Genomic DNA, 24,499 nt, shown 5'->3' with positions numbered 1-24,499 from the left:
CGACGCGACGGTATGACGCGGTCAGCCGCGCAGCCGCGCCATCCACGCCTCGACCTCGTCCGACCGGCGCGGCAGCGCGGCCGAGAGGTTCCGGTTGCCGTCCTCGGTGACGAGGATGTCGTCCTCGATGCGCACCCCGATGCCTCGGTACTCCTCGGGCACCGTCAGGTCGTCGGGCTGGAAGTACAGGCCCGGCTCGACGGTCAGGCACATGCCCGGCTCCAGCGTTCCCTCGGCGTACGTCTCGCGGCGCGCGACGGCGCAGTCGTGGACGTCCATGCCGAGCATGTGGCCGGTGCCGTGGAGCGTCCAACGGCGCTGGAGGCCCAGTTCCAGCACGCGCTCGACCGGGCCCTCCACCAGGCCCCACTCCACCAGCTTCTCGGCCAGCACCCGCTGGGCGGCGTGGTGGAAGTCGAGGTACTTCGCGCCCGGCTTCACCGCCGCGATGCCCGCCTCCTGCGCCTCGTAGACGGCGTCGTAGATCTTCCGCTGGAGGTCGGTGAAGCGGCCGTTGATCGGCAGGGTGCGGGTGACGTCGGCGGTGTAGAGGGTGTGGGTCTCCACGCCGGCGTCCAGCAGCAGCAGGTCGCCGGAGCGGACCGGACCGTCGTTGCGCACCCAGTGCAGGGTGGTGGCGTGCGGGCCGGCGGCGCAGATGGAGCCGTAGCCGACGTCGTTGCCCTCCACCCGGGCGCGCAGGAAGAAGGTGCCCTCGATGTACCGCTCGGAGGTGGCCTCGGCCTTGTCCAGCACCCGCACGACGTCCTCGAAGCCGCGCACGGTGGAGTCGACGGCCTTCTGCAGCTCGCCGACCTCGAAGTCGTCCTTGACCAGGCGCATCTCGGAGAGGAAGACCTTCAGCTCCTCGTCGCGCTCGGCGGTCGTCTTGTCGGTGAGGGCCGTCTCGATCCCCGCGTCGTACCCGCGCACCACGCGGACGTCGCCGGAGGCGTCCCGCAGGACGTCGGCGACGGTGCGCACGTCCCGGCACGGCAGGCCGTAGAGCCGTTCGGCCTCGGTGAGGCTGTGCCGGCGGCCCACCCACAGCTCGCCCTGGCCGTCGAGCCAGAACTCGCCGTTCTCCCGGTTGGAGCGGGGCAGCAGGTAGAGGACGGAGTCGTGGCCGCCGTCCGCCCGCGGCTCCATGACCAGGACGCCGTCCTCGGTCTGGTTGCCGGTGAGGTAGGCGTACTCCACGGACGCGCGGAACGGGTAGTCGGTGTCGTTCGAGCGCGTCTTGAGGTTGCCCGCGGGGATCACCAGCCGCTCGCCGGGGAAGCGGGCGGAGAGCTTCGCGCGCCGTTCGGCGGTGCGGTCGGCCTGGGGGATCGGCTCCAGATCGCGCAGCTCGGTGTCGGCCCAGCCGGTCCTCATGTTCTCGGCGAGTTCGTCGGAGACGCCCGGGTACAGGCCGTTCTTCCGCTGCTTGATCGGTTCCTCCGAGGTGGGTTCTCCCTGCTCCTCCGGGATCTCCGGCGTCTGCTGGTCAGCCACGTCGCTGCCTCCTCCTGCTGATGGCATGGGCCTCCGTGGGCCGTCTTCCATCGTAGGTCCGTACGGTTTTCCGGGGATACGGCCCCGCGGAGGGCGCGCGGAAGGGGGGCGGGAGGGCCTTCGTGGTGGGCCTTCGGGGAGGGGCTTTGCGGCGCCGGACGGGCCCGCTCAGAACCGCGCGGCCAGCAGCACCACGTCCTCGGCGCTGTCGGCGTCGGCCCGCCCGTCGGGGAGCACGAGGTGCAGGACGTGGTCCACCAGGGCGTCGGGATCGTCGCGGACGGCGCGCGGGGCGCCGATGGCGGCGGCCTGGAGCCGGGCGAAGGCGCGGTCCGTCGACTCGCCGGTGCGGTGCAGCAGGCCGTCGCTGTACATCAGGAGGGTCTCTCCCGGCGCCAGCCGCAGCTCGATGCTCGGCGCCTCCCAGCAGGCGAGCATCCCCAGCGGCGCGGAGAGCGTGGTCTCGGCGAACTCGACGCGGCGCGGACCGATGATCAGCGGCGGGCAGTGCCCGGCGCCGGCGAGCACGACCCTGGTGGCGGCCCCGGCGTTCCCGAGCTCCCCGGCGCCCCCGGACCCTTCGGGGCGTCCCGCCCCGCCGCCGGACGGGTGCGGGGGCACGGTCCGTTCCGCGTACCCGAACAGCGCGGTCGCCGCGCGCGCCGGTTCGGTCAGCCTCAGCAGCAACTCCAGATCGGACAGGACCGCGACCGGGTCCTCTCCCTCCATCACCGCGTACGCCCGCAGCGACGCCCGCAGACGCCCCATCGCGGCCACCGCGTCGGGCCCCGAGCCGGTGACGCCGCCGACGGACAGGCCGAGCGCCCCCTCGGGCAGCGGCAGGACGTCGTACCAGTCGCCGCCGCCGCGCGGCCCGGTGCGGTGCCGCACCGCCAGCCGTACGCCCGGCACCCTGGGCAGCCGGGCGGGCAGCAGCTCCTCGCGCACGCCGGCCAGGTCGGCGCGGGCACGGGCGAGGTCGAGCCGGCGGGCGATGTGCTCGGCGGCGTGTCGGACGTACAGACCGAGCAGATGACGCTGGCGCTCGGTCGGCTGCGCCGGTTCGTCGTACAGCCAGACGGCCGCGCCCACCCGGCCGGCGCTCTCGGACACCAGCGGCACGGCGTAGCTGGCGGCGTAGCCGAGCCGGGCGGCGACCTCGCGGTGGCGCGGGTCGAGACCGGTCTCCTCGGCGATGTGGGGGTGGGCGATCTCCAGGGGCCGGGCGCCGGTCTCCGGCAGACCGCCGAGGAGGTGGACGTGGGAGGCGGAGTCGCTCGGGACGGTTTCGAGGTGTCCGAGGTCCGCGACGCCCAGGCCGAGCCCGAAGGTGGTGGCTGAGTCGTGGGGGAGGTCGAGGGGGGAGTCGTGGGGAAAGTCGTGGAGGGAGTCGTGGGGGAGGCGCCCGGAGCGGGGCCGGGGAGGGACCGGGGCGGAGGGCTCCAGGGTGATCAGTCCGCGCCGGGCGCCCACGAGGGCGGCCCCGGCGTTCAGGGCCTCGCGCACCGTCCCGTCCAGGGTCTCGGCGCGCGCCAGCCGTTCGGTGAGGTCGTGGAGGGTGGTGAGGTCGGAGATCCATCCGGCGAGCCGGTCCTGGACGGCGGCGAGCCGTTCGACCGAGTGCGTCAGGGCCGGGTCCTCGACGGCCGTCGGGCGCGGGGGGACGGCGGGCTGCTGGTGAGGGGCGGCGGAGGGCGGAACAGTCTGCTGGGGCGGCGGTGCGGGCGAGTTGATTCCGGCCAGTTTCGGTGGTTGTTGGGCGCTCATGGCCGGCGCCCCTCACCGTGGATCGGCAACCTCAATAGCATCGCAAACCCCCATGTCGTGCTGCTCCGCTATCAGTGTCTCCAGATGTACACGCCCTGATAACGAGATGTCCAGCATTGTCCCAGCGGGCCGCGGGTGTACCTTCCGGAGGCTTTTGTCGCGGGGGCGCGAGGGTGGATGCGAGGGGCGTGGAAGTGACCGTAAGCTTGGCCGAAAACCTACCTTGGGATGGGTGGCTCGCGGTCGACTGACGTCCATTGCGACAGCGCGTCAACACGGTCGTTGTGGGTACGTGGGTACGTACGGCAAGAGGAGAACGGGCGGTCGGGTCCCGCCGGAACCCGATGACGAGTCCGCGCGTCTCACGGAGTGGAAACCGGAGCGCGTCCTCGTACGGGGCGAAAGATCAGGGCACGGTCGCCGGGCGATCACCGACGGCACGGCCGGCACGAGCACGAGAGCGGTCACCGGGCACATCGCCCCGCCGCGCTTCCCCGCCCCACGAGTTGCCCGAACGGCAGGCGTCGAGAGACGGAACGCGGTGGCGCTGCCGTGATCGCGTACGCGCGGTCACACGAGATCCACAGGTGTAGAGGTGTGAAGGACCGGCCGGCCGTCGTCGGCCGCCGGTCCCGATAGGTCCTTGTCGATCCTTGGCGGTACGGAAAGGAACGAGCGCTGATGCGCGAGATCCTCGGAAGGCGACGCATGACCCGCTGGGCGCTGCGGAACGCGGCGCTCGTCTGCGCCACACGGTGGAGGTGGCCGGTGCTGCCCGGGGTGGCGCCGCGGGGGTCCGGACGCCCGGCCGCACGCCAGTCCGGGCGGTCACAGGGGCGCTGTTCCTGTCCACGGCCCGACTGCGTCGTGCCCGGCGCGCACCCCTTCGATCCCGAACTGCTCGCCGCCACCACCGACGCCCGCATGGTGCGCTGGTGGTGGACCAACCGCCCCGACGCGCCGATCCTGTTGGCCACCGGAGGCCGCGCGCCGTGCGCGCTGAGCCTTCCGGCGTCCGTGGGGGCGGGGGCGTTGGCGGAGTTCGACCGGCTGGGTCTGCGCACCGGACCGGTGGTCGCGACCCCGACCCGTTTCGTGCTGCTGGTCGCGCCGTACGACCTCGAGGAGTTGGGCGAGTTGCTCTACGCCCAGGACTGGGTGCCCAGTTCGCTGCGCTTCCACGGCGAGGGCGGTTACGTCCCGCTGCCGCCGTCGCGCATCGGCACCGGGCAGGTGCGCTGGGAGAGGCCGCCGTCCGCGGGGGACGGCGGAGCTCCGTGGCTGCCCCGGATGGAGCCCCTGGTGGACGTACTGGTGCGGGCCGGCACGGAGGCGCCGGACACCGGCAGCCGGTTGGCGTACTGAGCCGCCGCGCGGCACGCGGCCGGGGAGTCCGCGCCCTGCTCACTCGCGCGGGGTTCACTCGTACGGGTAGCAGGGCGCCGGAGATGGCGGGAAAGGGCCACTCTGTCCCCTTGGGCGCCTTCTTCCTCCCGATATGTTCGGGGCGCCCCGGGGCCTCTTCCGTTTCCGGCCCCTCTCCAGCGAGTCGCAGGTGGACTTCATGCATGACCCGCAGCAGCGTGCCCCGAACCTCCGCGTGATCGCGCTCGCCGGCGCGGTGGTGCTCGCGGTGGCCCTGCCGCTCGCCGCCGCGACCGCCGGGCCGGACGTGTCCGACGGACGCCCCGTCGCCGGTGCCCCGCCCTCCCCGGCCCCTTCCCCGGCTCCCTCCGTGCCGCTCGCGCCGGAGCCGGCGGAGCGACCGGAGTCGCCGGAGGGCGACGGGCCGTCGGACGTCACCGCCGTCTGCGGCCCCCAGGCCACGTCACCGGAAGGAGTGCGGGCGCAGACCTGCGTTCTGACTCGGAACAGAACGACATGGGGGCGGATGTACTACCGGAATAACACCGGCGAATCACTGCACGGAGCCCTGAGTCTGATGGGGCCCGGCGGGCGGAGTGTGCACATGCCCTGCTCCCTTCCCGCGACGGACCGTCCGGGTACGTGCGACACCCCGCGCGGGAAGACGGAGGAAATCCGTCCGGGTGGGGAGCCGTATGTGGCGGTGGCGGAGATCGGGGCGCCGGACGGGGACGGCCTGCTGCTGCGCTCCGGCAGCAACTCCACTGGCCTGTCGGGGAGTTGAGCTGCGGGGCCACCGTCCGGAGGGGCGTCCGGGGGCTCGTGCGGAAACGTCCGGACATGGAAAGACCCGATCGCTGGCGACGGGGGATGCACCAGCGACCGGGCCCTTAAACGGTAACAAGCAATTGGCCGTTCGCAAATTCCACCGATCTCTTCAAGCCGACTATTTACCTGCTGGTACGGCCTGTTGTGACGCGAATCACGGTGCGAAAGTCCGCATGCCTCACCGAAATTCGTCTGTCAGTTGAGAGTCACCTGTCGATTGGTGAATCCGTTGCGGGCCCGACGCTCGTCCGCCGTCAGCGGAGCGGTGGCCTCCAGAGCGTCCGCGAGCCGCTCCGCGAAGGCCGCCGCGGGCTTCTCGCACTCCTCCGCGCCCATCGCGCTCGGCAGGTCCCACACCGGCACCACCAGGCCGTGCGCGCGGAACGAACCGACCAGTCGCGTGCCCTCGCCGAGCGACGAGGCGCCGGCGGCGTGCAGCCGGGCGAGCGCGTCGAGCATCCGCTCCTCGGGGTGCGGCATGACCCAGCGCAGGTGGTTCTTCTCCGGGGTCTCGCACCAGTACGCGGCCTCCACCCCCTCCAGACGGGCGGTCGGCAGGGCGGCGGAGTTGGCTCGTTCCAACGAGGCAGCCACCTCGGGGCTCTGGTTCTCGGCGTCCTCCACCCAGAACTCGAAACCGTCGTGCACCTCGGGCACGAACGGGGCGTCGAGGTCCAGCAGGTCCTGCAGACGCGGGGCGTCGGCTGCGGTGCGCTCGGCGGCCACCGGGGTGCCCGGCCGTACCGTCAGGGCCCGCCGCAGCACGTCGGCGAGGTCCCGGCTGAGGTCGCCGGAGGGCGTGTCGTTCTGCAGCCCGACCAGCACGGCCCCGTTGTCGCGGCGCAGCGCGGGCCAGGCCATGGGCAGAACGGTGGCGAGGGTCAGGGAGGGGACGTCCTCGGGCAGACCGTCCTTCAGCTTCAACGGCACGGTCGCGGCGGGCACCAGCTCGCGCAGCGCGACCCAGTCGCACTCCCCGGGCAGCCCCTCGAACGGCCGGCGGACCAGCTCGGTCACCGCCTGGGCGGCGGCCCGGCCGTGGCAGGCCTTGTAGCGGCGGCCCGATCCACAGGGGCAGGGCTCGCGGGCACCGACGACGGGGATCTCCCCGTCGACGAGCTGCGGCTTGGCGGCCTTTGTCTGGGGGCGGCGCTTCTTGGCCATGGCGTGCGGATCTCCCGGTCGTACGGACGCTGTCGGCGCGAGCCTAGTCCGTGGGGCCGGGCCCGCACGCGTACGCGGGAGACGCCACCCGAAACGCCTACGCGAAGTCGTCCAGGTCCACCAGATCGAAGTCCATCGAGGCGGAGAACCCGCCGTCGCCGGGAGGCACCACCGCCCAGACCGTCACCTCGCCGGGCTCGTCGCCGTCCCGCACCCCCCAGTCGCGGGCGAGGGAGGTGATGATCGACAGCCCCCGGCCGCCCCGCGCGGTCACCGACGGGTTGGACAGGCGTGGACGGGTCGGCCCCCCGCCGTCCGTGACGGAGACGGACACCCCGCCGTCCCGGGTGAGGCCCCACGCGGCGTGGACGAAGTTCCCCGCGCCGAGCGGTCTGGCGTGCCGGTACGCGTTGCTGAGGAGTTCGGAGAAGACCAGAACCGCGTCCTCGACGACCGCTTCCGGCGCACCGAGACCGAGAAGCTCCTCGCGCATCCGCCGCCGTGCCGCACCCACGCCCGCCGGACCGTGGGGTACGGCCATCGTCGACGACGTCGGCGCTTCTTGTGCAACCACCAACGCCACCCCCGAGACCTCCTTCTTCGCCCCACGCCACGTGATGGATGCCCCTTTGTCCGAGACCGGAAACCGGCCGGAACATTCCCGTGACGCACCACTCACGAATGATTCACGACCCCCGGGGCGCGGAACGCGCCCGCGCACTCCCCCTCGGTACCTCGGAAAACGCCGTCAGCCCCCTTGTTCCCGTTCCAGCCGGGCCAGTTGGGACAGAACGTGTTTGGGGCGATTGGTGATGATGGCGTCCACCCCCAGCAGCGCGCACAGTTCGACGTCGACCGGATCGTCCACCGTCCACACGTGCACCTGGTGGCCCATGCTGTGCGCACGTGCCACGTACTCGGGGTGGTTGCGCAGGATGCGGATGCTCGGTCCGGCGATGCCCACCCCCGGCGGCAGCCGCCCGTCCCGGTGGCGCGGCAGCAGGAACTGCATCAGGTAGACGGTGGGGATCCACGGCGCCGCGGCCCGCACCCGGTGCAGCGAACGGGCCGAGAAACTCATCACCCGCACGGGGATGGCCGGATCGTGACGGGCCAGCACCCGCAGCAGCTCCTCCTCGACCTGCCCCGCCCAGCGGGTGGGGTGCTTGGTCTCGATGGCCAGGTCCACCCGGCGACCCGCGGCGGCCTGCTCCTCCACCAGCCGCAGCAGCCGTTCCAGGGTGAGGACGGAGGTGTGCTCACGGCTCTCGGTCTCCGGCGACTCGTGTGTGTCGCCCCAGCCCTTCCAGGAGCCGAAGTCCAGGGCGGCGAGATCGGCCAACTCCAGTGCGGAGACGGCGCCGCGGCCGTTGGATGTACGGTTGACCCGGCGATCGTGCACACAGACGAGATGGCCGTCGGCGGTGAGCCGCACATCGCACTCCAACCCGTCGGCGCCGTCCTCGATTGCTCTGCGGTACGCGGCCAGGGTGTGCTCCGGGGCGTCCTCGGAGGCCCCGCGGTGGGCGATGACGGAGATGGGGCGTCGTGACCCGGGCGACCCCTGGCGGATCTCATAGCTCACCGCGTTATGGTGCCACCCCGCCGCCACGCCGTGGACCGCCGTGCCGACCGGGCCGCCACGTCGTCCGGACGGAGGTGCTTACGCCACCCTGACGTGCGGCGGGCGAAGCTGACGTCATACACCTGAATACGCGCCGGTCCCCGACGGCGCGCGACTGTCGTGTACCTGAGGAGATAGCTGTGAGCACCGAGAACGAGGGCGCCGCCGACAAGCCCGCGGCCGGCGCCCCCGTGCCGCCCCCGCCGGCCGAGCGGTCCGGCGCGAGCGCCGCCGCGCCCAGGACACCGACCGACGACTCGTCGGAGGACTACGACCTCCCGGCACCCGCCCCGGCGCCGGCGTCCGCCCCGGCGCCGGCGTCCGGGGGCGAGGTGACGACCCACCTGCGGAAGATCGACCCCGAGGCCGCGGAACCGCCCGCCCGACAGCCACCCCAGACCCCGCAGTCCTCGCAGGCGCCCCAGGCTCCGCAGTCCCCGTCTCCCGCGGCGGAACCGACGCAGCAGACGCAGCAGTCCCCGTCGCCCCAGGAGCCGGCGACGCACGAGCAGGCGACCCGGCCCTCCGTCACCACGCCCCCCACCGCTCCGCCCGCCCAGCAGTACCCGGGGCCGTGGGGCGCGCCGGGCGGCTACGACGGCTACGGCACCACGCCCCCCGCCCCCGGCGCGCCCGCGAGCCCCGCCTCCCCGTGGAACGTCCCGCCCGTGGCCCCGATCCCGGAGAAGAAGCGGCGGTTCGGCGCCCTCATCGCCGCCGTCGCCGTGGTGGCCCTGCTGGCGGGCGGCGTCGGCACCGGCGTCGGCTTCTGGGCCGCCGACCGCGCGAACAGCGGCGGCTCGACGACCATCTCCTCCGACGGAAGCCTCGAACGCATCGACCGCGCGCCCGACTCCGTCGCCGGGATCGCGGCCAAGGCCCTGCCCAGCGTGGTGACGATCGAGGCCGAGGGCAGCGGCGAGAGCGGCACCGGCACCGGCTTCGTCTACGACAAGCAGGGCCACATCATGACCAACAACCACGTGGTGGCCAGTGCCGCCGACGGCGGCCGGCTGACCGCCACCTTCTCCGACGGCAGGAAGTACGAGGCCGAGGTCGTCGGCCTCGCCCAGGGCTACGACGTCGCCGTCATCAAGCTCAAGAACGCCTCCGACGCCAAGCTCACCCCGCTGCCCCTCGGCGACTCCGACAAGGTCCAGGTCGGCGACGCGACGATCGCGATCGGCGCCCCGTACGGCCTGTCCGGCACGGTCACCACCGGCATCGTCAGCGCCAAGAACCGTCCGGTCGCCTCCAGCGACGGGCAGGGCTCCCAGGCCTCCTACATGAGCGCCATCCAGACGGACGCCTCCATCAACCCGGGCAACTCCGGTGGCCCCCTCCTCAACGCCGAGGGCGCGGTGATCGGCATCAACTCCGCCATCCAGTCGGCGGGCAGCGGCCTCGGCCAGGGCGCGGCCGGCAGTATCGGCCTCGGCTTCGCCATCCCGATCAACCAGGCCCAGCGCGTCGCCAGGACGCTGATCGAGACCGGCGAGCCGGTCTACCCGGTCATCGGCGTCCAGGTGGACCTCCGCGACCTGGGCGACGGCGCCCGCGTCATCGAGGACACCGACAACGGCAGCGAACCGGTCACCCCGGGCGGCCCGGCCGACAAGGCGGGCCTGCGGCCGGGCGATGTGATCACCAAGTTCGACGGCGTGGTGATCGACAGCGGTCCCACCCTGATCAGCGAGATCTGGGCCCACGAGCCGGGCGAGAAGGTCTCGCTCACCTACGAGCGCGGCGGCAAGGAGAGCACGGTCGAGCTCACCCTGGGCTCCCGCCGAGGAGACTGACGAACCGGCTACGCTATCCCCACGCCGCACCACCCGGCGCGGCGTGGGGAGGCTTGCCCGAGCGGCCTAAGGGAACGGTCTTGAAAACCGTCGTGGCGGCAACGTCACCGTGGGTTCAAATCCCACAGCCTCCGCCGAGGTGAACGAAACACCAGCTCAGAAGGGGTGCCTCCCACCGGGAGGCACCCCTTCGACGTTCGCTCTGTCTCACCAGCCCGCCCGTATCCCGCCGTCGACCAGCGCGCGTGGACCAAGCGCAGGTGCCGCGGGTGCCCGTTATTTCGGGTGCGTAACCGTAAGAGAGTGCTGGTTACCGGTGCTCGGCAAACCCTCGGTCGATCAACTCGTTCATGCGCTCCTCCTGGCCGTCGAGCACCTTCGCGTAGTAGCGCTGGAGCACGGCGATGCTCTGGCCGGCCCGGCGGGCGGTCTCCGCCAGGCTCACCCCGGAACTGAGCCAGAAGGATACGCACGTGTGTCGCAGGTCGTACGGGATCGCGCGAGGGGCGAGGAAACCTGCTCGGGCGTCAGGGCGACCCTTCGGCTGAGGTCTTCGAGCTGAACGCCTCCCGCTTCGAGAACCCGACCTTCCCGCGGAACGGCGACAGTTGCAGCACGGATGTGACGGCCGCCGGCCTGCCGGCCGCACCAGGCCTTCCGCGTCGAGGCGCAGCCGGCCCCGCCGAGGTCGGGTCTCGAAATTGACCAGCCGATTGCCGCTGGGGCTTGGTGGAACCGGCTCCCAGATGGCGCTGAGCCACATGTCTTGGGAGGCATCGTGTCGGGACCGGCAGTGGGGCTGTGGCTCTCGGAGCCATGCGACGTCGAGGACGTCCTGACCGATGTGGCCCCGTGGCTGCGGTCCTTCTGCGAGCCGGTGAAAGTCGAAGCCGGTGGTGACCTGTCCTTCCGGGTGCGCGACTGCGCGGCCCTGGGGCTGCGCGGCGTTGCTCCCCAGGCCGCCGGCGCGTTCTGGTTGTCCGAGGACGAGTGCATACCGGCGGAGGACGAGGACTACTCGGCCTTCTCCCAGCCGCCGGCGCAGGGCCTGGTTCTCGCAGCAGGCTGCTCGGGCGCGGTCAACCACATGCCGCTCGGCCACTTGGCACTCGCTCTCGCCCGCCGTCTCGGCGCGTTGATCGACTTCGACGGCGTCCTGGGCTACCCCACCCCACGCGATGAAACGGTGGACGACGCGCACCTGGCCCGGGCGAGAGCGCTGGTGGCCTCCCTGCCCGGGATGGTCGCGGAGGTCTCCTACGACACCGGCAGCGGTAGTCGTTGGTTCCGGCACGTCGGTGACGTCGAGTTCCTGGCCGCTTGGCTGCGCCATCCGGAGTTTCACCTGGTCAAATAGCGTGCTGCCGGCCGGAAGCCGTCGGCTCGCACCCGGTGTCACGCAGCCGGGGTCAGCGACGCGATGACGACGCCGGCGCGGTAGCAGGAGGCTGCCTTGTCGAGTTGGGCGCGACGGTTCGGAACTGCGCCTCGGCAGGCCCGGTTGGCGATCTGGTCGCGGCGCTCGGGAATGGTCGCCTTGCTCTTGCGCTGCCGCGGAAGGAGCGGCTCACACTCGCCGAGTTCCGGATGGAGATCGGTCATCTGGAAGCGGTGTGCAAGGCATGGCACGAGGCACTGGACGAGTGTCCGATGGTTCAGAGCGGCCGGGGGGACGACCGCATCCTCGCCATGTACGCGAGCATCCGCCCGCGAACTCCACGAACGTGCCCGGACGGTGGCCCCGCCCGTCCTCCGCGTCCGAGGGGAGTCAAGCGCGCCCTAACCTGACGTCATGACGGATGGTGTGGACTTCCGGGTGGGCGATGTGCTGTCGGTCGCCTGTCCGTTCACGCGGACCCGGGTCGCGGAGGGCTTGAAGTGGGACCATCTGTCGTTGGAGTGGCCGTGGTGGCGACCGGACCCGGCCTGCGAGTTCTCCCACTGGAACGGGGTCGTGGCACTGGGGATCGACGCGAGTACCCGTGCCTGGGACGAGATGGAACTGTTCCGCACCGACCCGGCACCGGAGCACTTGAAGCCGGGTGACGCGTGCCGGGTCGGTGTGCCGCCGGCCGTGGTCCACGTCACCGCGGTCGACCACTTCGATCCCCCGCTGGAGACGGGCCGGCTGCCGCGCCCGCGCCTGTCCGTCGCGGTGCTTCCCCGAGGGCTGTCCTACCGGGAGGTCCCGGCGGACGGCCATGTCAACGGCACGGGGTACGAGCTACATCCGGGCGACGGCATACCGTTCACCTTCGACCTGCTGTTCAGGCCGTACGCGTTCCTGCGTCCGGGTGACGAGGTGGCCGACGCGGCGGGACGGGCGTGGCGGTTCGACGGCCCCTGGGACTGGCACGCCTTCGACGGCGAGGAGACCCCCGAGCATCCCGAGTGGCCACTGACCCTTCTGACCCGCTCCGGAACGCCGTGCGACCCGGATGACGCCGCAGTGGTGGTCGAGGCCACCGCGACCGGTTCCCACCGGGAGACCCTCCTGCACTGGACCCGCCTCGCCGACGCCACTCCCACCCCTCTCGGCACAGTCGTCCCAGGGCTTCGATGACCCTCTCCCGACTTGTTCGGCATCGCCTGCTTCTGACCAGGGGGACCGCTCCGTCACGGTGTGCGTGAACGCCCCCGTCGGTCCCCGTCAGTCCTCGTCGGGGAGCTGGATCTCGGCGGTGTCGGGCCGGTGGTCGGGGAGGGAGGACTGGGTGGTGGCCTCGCGGTGCAGGCGCAGGAACTCCATGTGCCGCTCGTACTGGTCGAGGATGTCGGCGATGAGCTGGTCCTTGTGGTAGCCCATGACGTCGTAGCCCTGGCTGCCCTCCGAGAGGTGCACCTCGAAGCGGACGTAGGTGTTCCGTGCGCTGATCGAGCGGGTGGCGAAGGTCGGGGCGGGTGCTTCGATGGGCCACACCCGGTACAGGAACTCCTCTCCCTTCCCGATCGGCACCTTCAGCTCCAGGTGGGGGATGCCGATCTCCTCGTCCATCTGCTCGGTGACGGTGGCCGGCACGCCCTGCTTGCGCAGTTCCTCGGCGACCTCGCGCATCGCCGGGCGGCACACCTCGTCGATGAACCGGGCGCCGGCACGCCGGTCGGGGAAGCTCATGGAACGGGCGAGCCGCCGGCGCCAGTCGAGTCCGGCCGGGTGACCGGGGTGGAGGGTCCGTCCGGAGAGGGAGGAGGGCAGGGTGGTGTTCATCGCCTCCGCGCGGAAGTGCTCGACGCGCAGCGCCCGGTACAGGCCGGCCATGATCAGGAACATCACGAACGAGAACGGCAGGCCCATGATGATCGTGGCGTTGGTCAGGGCCTGCACACCGCCGACGATGAGCATGGCCAGGGTGAGCAGGCCGGTCACCAGTGCCCAGAAGGCACGCAGCCAGAGGGCCGCGTCGACGGTCGGGGTGGGCAGGTGGGAGCTGAGGTTGCCGATCACCAGTGCGCCGGAGTCGGCGGAGGTGACGTAGAACAGCAGCCCGACGAAGGTCGCCAGCACGGCGCTGAAGACGAAGCCCGGGTAGTGCTCGAGCAGTCCGTAGAAGCCCTGCTCGGGAGTGTCCACGGCGGTCCGGCCGAACGCGGTGTCGCCGTCCCGCACCCTGCCCAGGGCGCTGTTGCCGAAGATGGACACGAAGGTCAGCGTGAACAGGAACGGGATGATCAGCGTGGCCGCGACGAACTGGCGGATGGTGCGGCCGCGGGAGATGCGGGCGAGGAACAGTCCGACGAACGGCGCCCAGGCGACCCACCAGGCCCAGAAGAACAGCGTCCAGGAATTGAGCCACTCGGTGGGCTGGTCGAAGGCGAAGGTGTTCAGGGTCATCGACGGGAAGCGGCTGACGTAGTCGCCGATGTTGAGCATCAGGGTGTTGAGGAGCCGGATCGGATGGTCGGCGATCAGCACGTACAGCATCAGCACGATGGCGAGCAGCACGTTGAGCTGTGACAGCAGCTTGATGCCCCGGTCCACGCCGGAGACGGCGGAGGCGGTGGCCATGAGCACCGCGATGGCGACCAGGGCGGTCTGGGCGGGGACGCCCTCGGGGACGTCGAAGAGGAGTTTCAGGCCGTAGTTGAGCTGGACGACGCCGATGCCGAGGGTGACGGAGATGCCGAAGACGGTGCCGAGGACGGCCGCGAGGTCGACGGCGTCGCCGGTCCGTCCGTGGATGCGCCGGCCGATGAGGGGGTAGAGCGCGGAGCGGATGGCCAGCGGAAGGCGGTAGCGGAAGGAGAAGTAACCCAGCGCCATGCCCATGAGGGCGTACATGGCCCATCCGGTGAGGCCGTAGTGGAACAGTGTCCACACCACGGCCTGTCGGGCGGCCTCGACGGTCTCCGGATCGCCTTCGGGGGGCGCCAGGTAGTGGCTGACGGGTCCGGAGACGGAGAAGAACATCAGGTCGATGCCGATGCCGGCGGCGAAGAGCATCGCGCCCCAGGAGAAGATCCCGTAGTCGGGGGTGGAGTGCTTGGGGCCGAGTTTGACCGTGCCGTAGCGGGACAGGGCGAGGTACACCACGAACACCAGGTAGAGGGTGGCGGCGAGGAAGTAGTACCAGCCGAAGCCCTCGGACACCCAGCCCACGAGGGTGCCGATGGTGCTCTCGGCGCCCGTGGGGGTGATGATCGCCCAGATCGAGATGGCGAGGATCAGCGCGGCCGAGCCGAAGAAGACGACGGGCTTGAGGTGCCCCCGACCGTGCTCCGCCGACCAGGGGGCGTCCTCGGTGCCGCCCTCTTCGGCGGTGCTCGCGGGGCCTTTGTTCCCGGTGCCGCCGTCGATGCCGGCGGCACCGTCGACGTTCCGGGGGTCGCGTTCTCCGTCCCGCGCCATCGGTTCATCCCTCCTGCGCGCGGTGCCGGTGGAAGGCGACGTCGGCCGGGGGCAGGGGCGTGTTGCCCCGGACGAATCCGCCCGCCTCGAAGTGGTCGGTGGCCGCCGGTCCGGTGCGGAAGAGGAGCCACTGCAGGCCGATCAGGGCCTGCCGGGTCGGCTTGAGCGCCGGGTTGAGGGTGACGGGCTGTTTGCAGGCGTGCTGGACGTGGACCTCCAGGTGGTCCTGGAGGTTCTCGCCGACGCCGGGCAGCGCGTGCACCATCTCGACGCCCGGCGGGCGCAGCTCGTCGGGGCTGCCGATGCCGGAGAGCCGGAGGAGCTGCGGGGTGTTGAACGCGCCGCCGCAGAGGACGACCTCGCCGCCGTACGCCCGCATGCGGCGGCCGAGGCGGCGGTAGGCCACGCCCACGGCGCGCTTGCCGCTGAAGAGGATCCGGTCGACCTGGGAGAAGCAGCGCACGGTGAGGTTGGGCCGCCTCAGGACGGGGTGGAGGTAGGCGCGGGAGGCCGACCGGCGGCGTCCGTTCCTGATGGTGCGGTCGAAGCGGTCGAAGCGGGCGAAGCCCTCCTGCCGGTGGCCGTTGACGTCGGAGGTCAGGGGGTGGCCCGCCTGCTGGACGGCCTCCAGGAAAGCGCCGAACAGGGGGTTGGTGGCCGGTCCGCGCTCCAGCCACAGGGGGCCGCCGCGTCCGCGCCGGTCGTCGCCGCCGACGACGCAGTGTTCCATCTTCTTGAAGTACGGCAGGCAGTGCGCGTAGTCCCGGGTCTCCATGCCCGGGTCGGCGGCCCAGCGCTCCAGGTCCATGGGGTTGCCGCGCTGGAAGATCATGCCGTTGACGGAGCCGGATCCGCCCAGCAGCCGGCCGCGTCCTTGGCTGACGCGTCGGCCGTTCATGTACGGCTCGGGTTCGGAGTGGTACCGCCAGTCGTGGAAACGGTTGCCGATGACCATGGTGAGGGCGGCGGGCATGTGGGTGAGGACGTCCCGACTCCGGTCCGGGCGCCCGGCCTCCAGGACGAGGACCTCGTTGCTCGGGTCATCGCTCAGGCGGTTGGCGAGGACGCAGCCCGCCGATCCCCCGCCCACGATGACGTGGTCGTAGCCCGTCCGGCTCATGCCGCTCCTCGGATCCGGTCTGCTTTGCGTCCCGCTCTTGGATGTGACTAATCTGATATTATTGCTCTTTTCGGGCAAAATGGTCAGCATGTCCGGGCCCATGGCGGAAGGGGTCGGTCACGTCCAGTCTGTTCATCGGTGGCGAGTGGACCTCGGCGTCCGACGGCGCCACCCGCGAGATCATCAACCCCTACGACCGCTCCGTGGTGAGCACGGTGGACGAGGGCGGGCGCGCGGACGCGCAGGCCGCCGTCGCCGCGGCGCGGAAGGCGTTCGACGCCGGGGACTGGCCCACCTGGACCGCGCGGCGGCGCTCCGGACTGCTGCACCGGATGGCCGAGCTGCTCCAGCGGGACAAGGCGGACATCGCCCGCCTCGAAACCCTGGACACCGGCAAGACGCTCACCGAGAGCGGCATCGACGTCGACGACGTGACCGAGGTGTTCCGCTACTACGCCAACCTGGCCGAGGCCGACGCCGGCCGGATCGTGGACGCCGGCGACCCGCGCGTGCGCAGCCGCGTCGTCTACGAACCCGTCGGGGTGTGCGCGCTGATCGCCCCGTGGAACTACCCCCTCCTCCAGGTCTCCTGGAAGGTGGCGCCGGCGCTGGCCGCGGGCAACACCATGGTGATCAAGCCCAGCGAGATCACCCCGCTGACGACGATCCGGATGGTCGAGCTGCTTCAGGAGGCCGGGGTTCCGGCGGGCGTGGTCAACCTGGTGCTCGGGCCGGGCGGGACGGCCGGCGCGGCCCTGTCGGAGGACCCGGGCGTGGACCTGGTCTCCTTCACCGGCGGGCTGGAGACCGGCCGGACGATCATGCGCTCGGCGGCCGACACGGTGAAGAAGATCGCCCTGGAACTGGGCGGCAAGAACCCCAACATCGTGTTCGCGGACGCCGACTTCGAGGCCGCCGTCGACTACGCCCTGACGGCCGTCTTCTTCCACGCCGGCCAGGTGTGCTCCGCGGGCACCAGGCTCATCGTCGAGGACTCCCTGTACGACCGGCTCATCGCCGAACTCGTGGAGCGGGCCGACCGGATCCGGCTCGGCAACGGGCTGGACGAGCACACCGAGAGCGGTCCGCTGGTCTCCGCCGAACACCGCGCCAAGGTGGAGTCCTACGTGGAGATCGGGCTCCAGGAGGGCGCCAGGCTGGTCGCGGGCGGCCGGCGGCCGGACGAACCGGAACTGCGCGACGGCTTCTTCTACCGGCCGACGGTCTTCGTCGACTGCGACCGCGACATGCGGGTCGTCCAGGAGGAGACGTTCGGCCCCATCCTGACGGTGGAGCGGTTCACCGACGAGGAGAGCGCCGTCGAACTGGGCAACCACACCGACTACGGACTGGCCGGAGCCGTGTGGACGCGGGACGCCGGACGGGCCGAGCGGGTCGCCCGGCGGTTGCGGCACGGCACGGTGTGGATCAACGACTTCGGACCGTATCTGCCGCAGGCCGAGTGGGGCGGGTACAAGCGTTCCGGAGTCGGTCGGGAGCTCGGATACGAGGGGCTCGCGGAGTACCGGCAGGCCAAGCACATCTACGAGAACACCGCCCCGGAACCGCAGCGTTGGTTCGCCCGCTGAGCGAACGCGGGAACGGGTGGGTTTTGCGGTTGCGTGAGAGGTTTATCGACACGTCGTCATTCGTGCGAGCGAATGAGGCGTTGGTGACGCTTCGTCGGTTTCCGGGTGGGGCAGCCTTGCTGCGCGACGTCGTTGGATCGGAAGCACTCGCCCCACAGGAGGACAGAACATGGCACGTACCCGCACCGTCCGCCTCGTCGCGGCGGTGCGTCCGCTTCACGGGCTCCGGTGAGCCAGGGGCGTCGGCCGGGCGGGGAACCGGCCGACGCCCGATGGGAGAAGGGATGGAGCGGCGCGGCCGTACTCGGGGAGTACGGCCGCGCCGTCGTGCGCGTGAGCCGCGCGTGTGGTCGGGGACGGGCGCGCGAACCCTGAGCCGGAGCGGTACGGGTGTCCCCCCAGGGGAGGTGTGGAGGAGGCGGCGCCTCCAACCTGAGAGGGAGCCGGTATCGGCACCTGTGGCCGATTCGGGAGGGGACCCCGGCTCATAGCGTTGGGCCATGACCACGCATGGGACCACCGCGACCGTGACGCCGCTGACGTTCACCTCGTACGTCCGGGCACGCAGACCGGTGCTGCTGCGCACGGCCCGCTCGCTCACCCCCAATCCGTGCGACGCCGAGGACCTGCTCCAGACGGCTCTGACCAAGACGTATCTGGCGTGGGAGAGGATCGAGGACCAGCGCGCGCTCGACGGTTACGTGCGCCGCGCGCTGGTCAACACGCGCACCTCGCAGTGGCGCAAGCGGCGGGTGGACGAGTACGCCTGTGAGGAGTTGCCGGAGCCGGAGCCGGTGCCGGTGTCCGATCCCGCCGAACAGCAGGCCGTGCGCGACGCGGTGTGGCGGGCGGTGCGGGGGCTCCCGGACCGGCAGCGGGCCATGGTGGTCCTGCGGTACTACGAGGATCTGAGCGAGGCCCAGACGGCCGAGGTGCTGGGGGTCTCGGTCGGCACCGTCAAGAGCGCGGTGTCACGGGCGCTGGCCAAGCTCCGCGAGGACCCGCGGCTCGCCGTGGACGTGTTCGGGGGCGCGGAGGACGGGGAACGCGCGGGCGCCGTGTCGGCCGGGCGGGGCGTGGCGCGTCGGAGGAAGGCCGGGGTCGGGCAGCACCACGGACTGACCACCGCCGCCTGACGGGCCACCGCGACGGCGCGGGAGCGGGGGCGGGGACGGCCGCAGGCGCGGATGGGGGGACGCACGGGCGAGCGGACACGGGGACGAGCGGGGGCGGGGACGGAGGCCGGATCGGAGACATCTTCGCGCGCTCGCCTAGTGACATACCGACCGGTCGGTGGCAGTCTTCCGAGAGAACGCCCGCGTTACCGAAGCGTAGCGCCCGTATAACTCGGGAGGCCCCGGTGCTGAGCACGATGCAAGACGTACCGCTGACCGTCTCGCGCATCCTGCGCCACGGAAGCACGGTCCACGGAAAATCGCGGATCACGACCTGGACCGGGGAGGGCGAACCTCAGCGCCGCACGTTCGCGGAGGTCGGCGCCCGCGCGGCCCGGCTCGCGCACGCCCTGCGCGACGAACTCGGCGTGGCCCGCGACGACCGGGTGGCCACCTTGATGTGGAACAACGCCGAACACGTCGAGGCGTACTTCGCCATCCCGTCCATGGGGTCGGTCCTGCACACCCTCAACCTCCGGCTCCCCGCCGAGCAGCTCGTGTGGATCGTCAACCACGCCGCGGACCGCGTCGTCCTGGTCAACGGTTCGCTGCTGCCGCTGCTGGCGCCGCTGCTGCCGAAGATGGAGCCGGTCGAGCACGTCGTGGTCGTCGGCCCCGGCGACACCTCCCTGCTGGAGGGCTGCCGTCCCACCGTCCACGAGTACGAGGCGCTGATCGAGGGGCGTCCGACCACCTACGACTGGCCGGAGTTGGACGAACGCGAGGCCGCCGCCATGTGCTACACCTCCGGCACCACCGGCGACCCCAAGGGCGTGGTCTACTCCCACCGCTCCATCTACCTGCACTCGATGCAGGTCAACATGGGCGAGTCCATGGGGCTGACCGATGCCGACACCACCCTTCCCGTGGTGCCGATGTTCCACGTCAACGCCTGGGGACTGCCGCACGCCGTCTTCATGACCGGCGTCAACCTGCTGATGCCGGACCGCTTCCTCCAGCCCGCCCCGCTCGCCGAGATGATCGAGGCCGAACGCCCCACGCACTCGGCGGCCGTCCCCACCATCTGGCAGGGACTGCTGGCCGAACTGGCCGCCAGACCGCGCGACATCTCCTCCCTGAAGAACGTCACCATCGGCGGCTCGGCCTGCCCGCCCTCCCTGATGAAGACGTTCGGCGAGAAGTACGGCGTGACGGTCACCCACGCCTGGGGCATGACCGAGACCTCCCCCCTGGGCACCGTCGCCCACCCGCCGGGCGGGCTGAGCGACGAGGAGGCCTGGCCGTACCGCATCAGCCAGGGCCGCTTCCCCGCCTCCGTCGAGGCCCGGCTGATCGGCCCGGACGGAACGGAGATGCCCTGGGACGGGGAGTCCGCCGGCGAGCTGGAGGTGCGCGGCCCCTGGATCGCCGGGGCGTACTACGGGGGCGCGGACGCCGACCCCGTCCGCCCCGACGACAAGTTCAGCCCGGACGGCTGGCTGCGCACCGGCGACGTCGGCGTGATCACCCCCGACGGCTACCTGACGCTGACGGACCGCGCCAAGGACGTCATCAAGTCGGGCGGCGAGTGGATCTCGTCCGTGGAACTGGAGAACCAGCTCATGGGCCACCCGGCCGTCGCCGAGGCCGCCGTCGTGGCCGTGCCCGACGAGAAGTGGGGCGAACGCCCGCTGGCCACGGTCGTCCTGAAGGACGGGGCGGGGGACGTCACGTACCAGGAACTGCGGGAGTTCCTCGCCGAGAGGGTCGCCCGGTGGCAGGTCCCCGAGCGGTGGGCGCTGATCCCGGCCGTGCCGAAGACGAGCGTCGGCAAGTTCGACAAGAAGGTGATCCGGGCGCAGTACGCCAAGGGCGAGCTGGACGTCACCCGACTCTGAACGGGCGGCTCCCGGAACGGGCGGGTCGCACGGGTCGCACGGGTCGGCCGGGAACCCCGGCCGACCCGCTCTAGTTGGCCCCGATCTTCGCGAGCAGGTCCACGATGCGCGACTGGACCTCCGTGCTGGTGGACCTCTCCGCGAGGAAGAGGACCGTCTCCCCGGAAGCGAGGCGGTGGAGCTCGTTCGGGTCGATGCCGGCCGAGGTGTAGACGACGAACGGGGTGCGGTTGAGCAGGCCGTTCGCCCGCAGCCAGTCGATGATCCCGGCGCGGCGGCGACGCACCTGCATCAGGTCCATCACCACCAGGTTCGGCCGGACCTGCGCGGCGACCTGCACCGCGTCCGCGTCCGAGGGGGCGTGCGCGGTCTGCATGCCGCGTCGCTCCAGCGTCGCGGCGAAGGCCTCGGCGATCTCGGCGCGCTCCTCCACCAGCAGCACCCGCGGCGGGTGCTGCTCGCTGTCGCGCGGCGCCAGGGCCTTGAGGAGGACGGCCGGGTCGGCGCCGTACGCGGCCTCCCGCGACGCCTGCCCCAGCCCGGCCGTCACCAGCACCGGCACCTCGGCGGCGACGGCGGCCTGACGCAGCGACTGCAGGGCCGTGCGGGTGATGGGACCGGTCAGCGGGTCCACGAAGAGGGCCGCCGGGTACGCCGCGATCTGGGCGTCCACCTCCTCGCGGGAGTGGACGATGACGGGGCGGTAGCCGCGGTCGGTCAGGGCCTGCTGCGTGGAGACGTCCGGCTCGGGCCACACCAGCAGCCGCCGCGGGTTGTCCAGCGGCTCGGGCGGCAGTTCGTCGTCGGCGGGCATCGGCACCGACGCCCCGTGGCTGCCCGTGACCTCGACCGCGCCTCCCGGCCCGTCCAACGGCTCCGGTCCCTCGACCCCGGCCTCGGGAGCGCCGATCGCGAACTCCCGCCCACCGGACGTGGAGTTGTGCGGCGAGGCGTGCGGCGCGCCCGGGACGTGGGGGAGCTGGGGCTGCTGCGGCTGGGCGTGCGTCGGTGCTCCGGCCGCGGCAGCCGCTGCCGCCGCGGCGGCAGCGCGCTCGCCCTCGTCGGGCGGGGCCGCGAGCTTGCGGCGGCGACCCGGCCCGGCGGTCGGTGCGGGAGGGGGCGTGGGCGTGGGCGCCTGGGCGGGGGCCTGTGGGATGGCGTGTTGTCCGGAGTGCTGCCCCTGCATCTGTTGGGGGATGGGGTGCTGTCCGGAGTGCTGTCCCTGCGCCGGTTGGGGGATGGGGTGCTGTCCGGAGTGTTGCCCCTGCGCCTGCTGCGGGAGGGGGTGCTGTCCGGAGTGCGCGCCGTTCGCCTGCCGGGCGAAGGGCACGCCCTGGCCCAGCGTGCGCACGCTGACACCGGACGAGTGCTCCGGAGACGTCTCGCTGCCCGGCATCGGCAGCGCCCGCTGCCGGGGCGCGGCCGTGGGCGGGACCGCGCCGCCCAAGATGGGGCTGGCCGCGACCACCGTGAGGTCGGGCCGCTGCGGCTGTTCGGCGTCGCCCGCGTGAGCGTGCTCGACGGGCTCCTCCCCGGACGCGGTCGCGCCCGGAGCGTCGGGCCGGGGGGCGTCGGGTTCGGCAGAGGGCTGCTGCGGCGCCTCGTCGGCGGGCGGGACGCGGCGGCGACGTCCGGTCGGCCGGTCCACCTGCGCGGGGGTGGCGGTCTCGGGCGCCGGGAACCCGGCGGGCGCGGGCGTCTGCTGCGGGTCGGCGGCCGGTGCCTGGTTCGGCGCCTGGTTCGGGGCCTGGCCCTGGAGGTGCGGGGCCTCCTGCGGGACGGCCGGCGCGGGCGGCAGCGCGAACGCCGCACGCTCCGGTGCCTGGGCCGCCTGGGCCGCCTGGGCCGCCTGGGCCGGCGGGGCTTCGGCCTCGGGGGCGCGGCGCGCCCGCCGGCCGCTCGGCCTGGCCTGCTGCGGGAAGGAGGGCGTGCCCGTCCCGTCCGTGGGAGGCTGCGGCACCGCGTGCTCGCCGCTGTCGCCGGCGCCGCCGTCCACGCGCTCCTCGACCGGCGCCAGCGCACGCCGGGCCCGGCGGCGTCCCGTGCCGGCCGGAACCGTGCCGGCCGGGAGCGGGGTGGCGCCGCTCGCGTCGCCGTCCGGCACCGTGGGCGCGGACGGTTGGGCGGGCGGCTGGACGGGCGTGGCCTGCGGGGCTGTGGCTCGCGGGGCGTCCGAGGTGGGACCGGCGGGCAGGGCGATCGCCCCGGCGGGCGCCTGTGCCCGCCCGGGCGCGGAGGCGTCGGTGCCGGCCGCCGGGGTGTCCGCCGCGTCGGGAGCCCCGGTCTTCCGCGCGCCGTCCGCGTCGCGGGCCGACCGCTTCACGACCGACGGGTCCGGGGAGCCCACCGGCACCTCCAGGACGTAGGCGCTGGCGCCCGCCGCCCCCGGCACCTGGTGGGTCTGGAGGACGCCGCCGTGCCGCTCCACGATCCCGCGCACCAACGGCTCGTGCACCGGGCTGCCGCCGCCGTACGGGCCGCGCACCTCGATGCGTACGACGTCCCCGCGCTGGGCCGCGGCCACCACGATCGTGGAGTCGCCGGAGGCGGTTCCCTGCGCGTTGCCGGTCGAGTCCACACCCGCGACGTCCGCCACCACGTGGGACAGCGCCTGCGCCAGCCGCACCGGGTCGACCTCCACCGCGACCGGCGGGGCGTGCACCGCGAACTGCGCGCGTCCGGGACCGATCAGCTCGACCGCGCCCTCGACGCCGGCCGAGACGACCTCCTCCAGGGAGACCGACTCGCGCTTCAGCTTCTCGCCGCCGGAGTCCAACCGCTGGTAGCTGAGGACGTTGTCCACCAGCGTGGTCATCCGGGTGTAGCCCGCCGCCAGGAAGTGCAGGATCTGGTTGGCCTCCGGCCAGAGCTGCCCGGCCGGGTCGGACGCCAAGCCGGTCAGCTCGCCGCGGAGCTGCTCCAGCGGCCCGCGCAGCCCGTTCTCCAACAGGGAGACGAGCTGTCGGTGGCGTGCCACGAGCGCGTCGTGGGCGGTGCGGTCGGTGAAGGCGAGGACGGCGCCGACGAGCTGGTCGCCGTCGCGCACGGGCGCGGTCGTCAGGTCGACCGGCACCGCGCGTCCGTCCTTGGTCCACAGCACCTGCCCGCGCACCCGGTGCTTGCGGCCCGAGCGCAGGGTGTCCGCGAGCGGCGTCTCCTCGTACGGCAGGGGACTGCCGTCGGGACGCGAGTGGTGGACCAGCGGGTGCAGCTTCTGACCGCCCAGGTCGCTCGCCCGGTAGCCCAGGATCTGGGCGGCGGCCGGGTTGACCAGGACGACCCGGCCCTCGGTGTCCACGCCGACCACGCCCTCGGCGGCGGCGCGCAGGATCATCTCGGTCTGGCGCTGCTGCCGGGCCAGTTCGGCCTCGGTGTCGATGGTGCCGGTGAGGTCGCGGACGACGAGCATGAGCAGTTCGTCGCCGGTGTAGCTGTTGCCGTGGTCGGCGTAGGCGGCCTCGAAGGACGACTCGTAGGGGGTGCGCCCGTCCTCCAGGTTGGCGCTGGTCACCTCGGCCATGAACGGGGTGCCGTCGGTGCGCCGGGCCACCATCCGCGTCGGCTTGGTGCGGGCTTGGGGGACGTCGTCCGGGCGGCGCATCGAGCCGGGGATGAGCTTGGAGTCGAAGTCCGGCAGCAGGTCCAGCAGGCCGCGACCGACCAGGGCCGTGCCCGGCGCCTCGAAGAGCTCCAGCGCGATGCTGTTGGCGTTGACGACCGTGCCGTTGCAGTTCACCAGGAGCAGCGCGTCCGGCAGGGCGTCGAGTATGGCGGCGAGGCGAGCAGCGCCTCGGGATGGCCTGCTGCTCACGACGACGCATCCTCCCTGCTGACCGGCTGGTGCCTCGTGACAGCACCGGGGACGCGGTCGGTGTGCCGTTCTCCTG

The 24,499-nt window shown here is 72.4% G+C and carries 17 protein-coding genes, 1 tRNA gene and 1 pseudogene; 9 read left to right on the top strand and 10 right to left on the bottom strand.

All coding sequences use genetic code 11. From position 1 onward, the window contains the following. Positions 1-21: 21 nt before the first annotated feature. Both IF47_RS0111855 and IF47_RS0111850 read right to left on the bottom strand, forming a co-directional pair. The gene (locus IF47_RS0111855) at positions 22-1,524 is read right to left on the bottom strand and encodes an aminopeptidase P family protein (protein ID WP_078591750.1); all 1,503 of its coding nucleotides are present in this window, start codon (positions 1,522-1,524) and stop codon (positions 22-24) included. A 141-nt stretch (positions 1,525-1,665) separates the two neighbouring features. Then, positions 1,666-3,264, bottom strand: a complete 1,599-nt coding sequence (locus IF47_RS0111850) for a PP2C family protein-serine/threonine phosphatase (RefSeq protein ID WP_031508647.1) — start codon at positions 3,262-3,264, stop codon at positions 1,666-1,668. Between the two features lie 681 nt (positions 3,265-3,945). Between IF47_RS0111850 and IF47_RS0111845 the strand changes: the two genes are divergently transcribed. After that, entirely contained in the window at positions 3,946-4,629 is a 684-nt protein-coding gene (locus IF47_RS0111845; RefSeq protein ID WP_031508646.1) for a bifunctional DNA primase/polymerase, read from the top strand. Positions 4,630-4,828: 199 nt separating this feature from the next. Continuing rightward, positions 4,829-5,413 (top strand): hypothetical protein, encoded by a 585-nt coding sequence (locus IF47_RS0111840; RefSeq protein ID WP_031508645.1) that lies wholly within the window; start codon positions 4,829-4,831, stop codon positions 5,411-5,413. Positions 5,414-5,652: 239 nt separating this feature from the next. On the opposite strand, the gene IF47_RS0111835 is transcribed toward IF47_RS0111840, so the two are convergent. From IF47_RS0111835 to IF47_RS0111825, 3 genes are all read right to left on the bottom strand, one after another. After that, positions 5,653-6,621 (bottom strand): DUF5926 family protein, encoded by a 969-nt coding sequence (locus IF47_RS0111835; protein WP_031508644.1) that lies wholly within the window; start codon positions 6,619-6,621, stop codon positions 5,653-5,655. Positions 6,622-6,718: 97 nt separating this feature from the next. Then, positions 6,719-7,300: an ATP-binding protein gene (locus IF47_RS0111830; protein ID WP_245641088.1), complete on the bottom strand. Its 582-nt coding sequence runs from the start codon at positions 7,298-7,300 to the stop codon at positions 6,719-6,721. Between the two features lie 69 nt (positions 7,301-7,369). Beyond that, positions 7,370-8,206: a glycerophosphodiester phosphodiesterase family protein gene (locus tag IF47_RS0111825; protein ID WP_031508641.1), complete on the bottom strand. Its 837-nt coding sequence runs from the start codon at positions 8,204-8,206 to the stop codon at positions 7,370-7,372. A 179-nt stretch (positions 8,207-8,385) separates the two neighbouring features. Here IF47_RS0111825 and IF47_RS0111820 point away from each other — a divergent pair, with 179 nt between their 5' ends. Both IF47_RS0111820 and IF47_RS0111815 read left to right on the top strand, forming a co-directional pair. Further along, positions 8,386-10,044, top strand: coding sequence for a S1C family serine protease (locus tag IF47_RS0111820; RefSeq protein ID WP_031508640.1), 1,659 nt, complete (start codon positions 8,386-8,388; stop codon positions 10,042-10,044). A 47-nt stretch (positions 10,045-10,091) separates the two neighbouring features. Continuing rightward, a tRNA-Ser gene (locus IF47_RS0111815) sits at positions 10,092-10,178 on the top strand. A gap of 176 nt (positions 10,179-10,354) precedes the next feature. Here IF47_RS0111815 and IF47_RS31900 read toward each other — a convergent pair. Next, positions 10,355-10,489, bottom strand: a complete 135-nt coding sequence (locus IF47_RS31900; RefSeq protein ID WP_281179465.1) for a hypothetical protein — start codon at positions 10,487-10,489, stop codon at positions 10,355-10,357. A gap of 333 nt (positions 10,490-10,822) precedes the next feature. Here IF47_RS31900 and IF47_RS30670 point away from each other — a divergent pair, with 333 nt between their 5' ends. Further along, positions 10,823-11,401, top strand: a complete 579-nt coding sequence (locus tag IF47_RS30670) for a DUF6368 family protein (protein WP_157839952.1) — start codon at positions 10,823-10,825, stop codon at positions 11,399-11,401. 38 nt (positions 11,402-11,439) lie between these two features. Here the strand turns inward: IF47_RS30670 and IF47_RS30665 are convergent, their stop codons facing one another. Further along, positions 11,440-11,646, bottom strand: a complete 207-nt coding sequence (locus tag IF47_RS30665) for a hypothetical protein (protein WP_157839951.1) — start codon at positions 11,644-11,646, stop codon at positions 11,440-11,442. Between the two features lie 190 nt (positions 11,647-11,836). Between IF47_RS30665 and IF47_RS0111800 the strand changes: the two genes are divergently transcribed. Further along, entirely contained in the window at positions 11,837-12,607 is a 771-nt protein-coding gene (locus IF47_RS0111800) for a hypothetical protein (RefSeq protein ID WP_031508636.1), read from the top strand. A gap of 87 nt (positions 12,608-12,694) precedes the next feature. Here IF47_RS0111800 and betT read toward each other — a convergent pair whose 3' ends face one another. Both betT and IF47_RS27730 read right to left on the bottom strand, forming a co-directional pair. Beyond that, the gene (gene betT / locus IF47_RS0111795) at positions 12,695-14,890 is read right to left on the bottom strand and encodes a choline BCCT transporter BetT (RefSeq protein ID WP_051717491.1); all 2,196 of its coding nucleotides are present in this window, start codon (positions 14,888-14,890) and stop codon (positions 12,695-12,697) included. A gap of 28 nt (positions 14,891-14,918) precedes the next feature. Next, positions 14,919-16,010, bottom strand: a pseudogene (locus tag IF47_RS27730) (GMC family oxidoreductase N-terminal domain-containing protein); the annotation flags it as partial. A gap of 128 nt (positions 16,011-16,138) precedes the next feature. Between IF47_RS27730 and IF47_RS0111785 the strand changes: the two are divergent. The 3 genes from IF47_RS0111785 (at position 16,139) to IF47_RS0111775 (ending at position 20,612) form a co-directional block, all read left to right on the top strand. Further along, positions 16,139-17,599, top strand: coding sequence for an aldehyde dehydrogenase family protein (locus IF47_RS0111785; protein ID WP_031508634.1), 1,461 nt, complete (start codon positions 16,139-16,141; stop codon positions 17,597-17,599). 500 nt (positions 17,600-18,099) lie between these two features. After that, entirely contained in the window at positions 18,100-18,735 is a 636-nt protein-coding gene (locus IF47_RS0111780; RefSeq protein WP_078591748.1) for a SigE family RNA polymerase sigma factor, read from the top strand. A 224-nt stretch (positions 18,736-18,959) separates the two neighbouring features. Beyond that, entirely contained in the window at positions 18,960-20,612 is a 1,653-nt protein-coding gene (locus tag IF47_RS0111775; RefSeq protein WP_031508631.1) for a long-chain fatty acid--CoA ligase, read from the top strand. Positions 20,613-20,682: 70 nt separating this feature from the next. On the opposite strand, the gene IF47_RS0111770 is transcribed toward IF47_RS0111775, so the two are convergent. Beyond that, positions 20,683-24,423, bottom strand: coding sequence for a PAS domain-containing protein (locus IF47_RS0111770; RefSeq protein WP_031508630.1), 3,741 nt, complete (start codon positions 24,421-24,423; stop codon positions 20,683-20,685). Positions 24,424-24,499 lie beyond the last annotated feature (76 nt).

This window comes from Streptomyces megasporus, from assembly GCF_000718985.1.
Taxonomy (GTDB): Bacteria; Actinomycetota; Actinomycetes; order Streptomycetales; family Streptomycetaceae; genus Streptomyces; species Streptomyces megasporus.
The sequence above is the reverse complement of the archived record's forward strand: the minus strand, read 5'-3'. Positions and strand labels throughout refer to the sequence as shown.

Coding starts and splice junctions, on each gene's coding strand:
- IF47_RS30665 (WP_157839951.1), bottom strand. CDS start 11,646: ATGACCGATCTCCATCCGGAACTCGGCGAGTGTGAGCCGCTCCTTCCG.
- betT (WP_051717491.1), bottom strand. CDS start 14,890: ATGGCGCGGGACGGAGAACGCGACCCCCGGAACGTCGACGGTGCCGCC.
- IF47_RS0111780 (WP_078591748.1), top strand. CDS start 18,100: ATGACCACGCATGGGACCACCGCGACCGTGACGCCGCTGACGTTCACC.
- IF47_RS0111835 (WP_031508644.1), bottom strand. CDS start 6,621: ATGGCCAAGAAGCGCCGCCCCCAGACAAAGGCCGCCAAGCCGCAGCTC.
- IF47_RS0111850 (WP_031508647.1), bottom strand. CDS start 3,264: ATGAGCGCCCAACAACCACCGAAACTGGCCGGAATCAACTCGCCCGCA.
- IF47_RS0111845 (WP_031508646.1), top strand. CDS start 3,946: ATGCGCGAGATCCTCGGAAGGCGACGCATGACCCGCTGGGCGCTGCGG.
- IF47_RS0111840 (WP_031508645.1), top strand. CDS start 4,829: ATGCATGACCCGCAGCAGCGTGCCCCGAACCTCCGCGTGATCGCGCTC.
- IF47_RS0111800 (WP_031508636.1), top strand. CDS start 11,837: ATGACGGATGGTGTGGACTTCCGGGTGGGCGATGTGCTGTCGGTCGCC.
- IF47_RS0111855 (WP_078591750.1), bottom strand. CDS start 1,524: ATGCCATCAGCAGGAGGAGGCAGCGACGTGGCTGACCAGCAGACGCCG.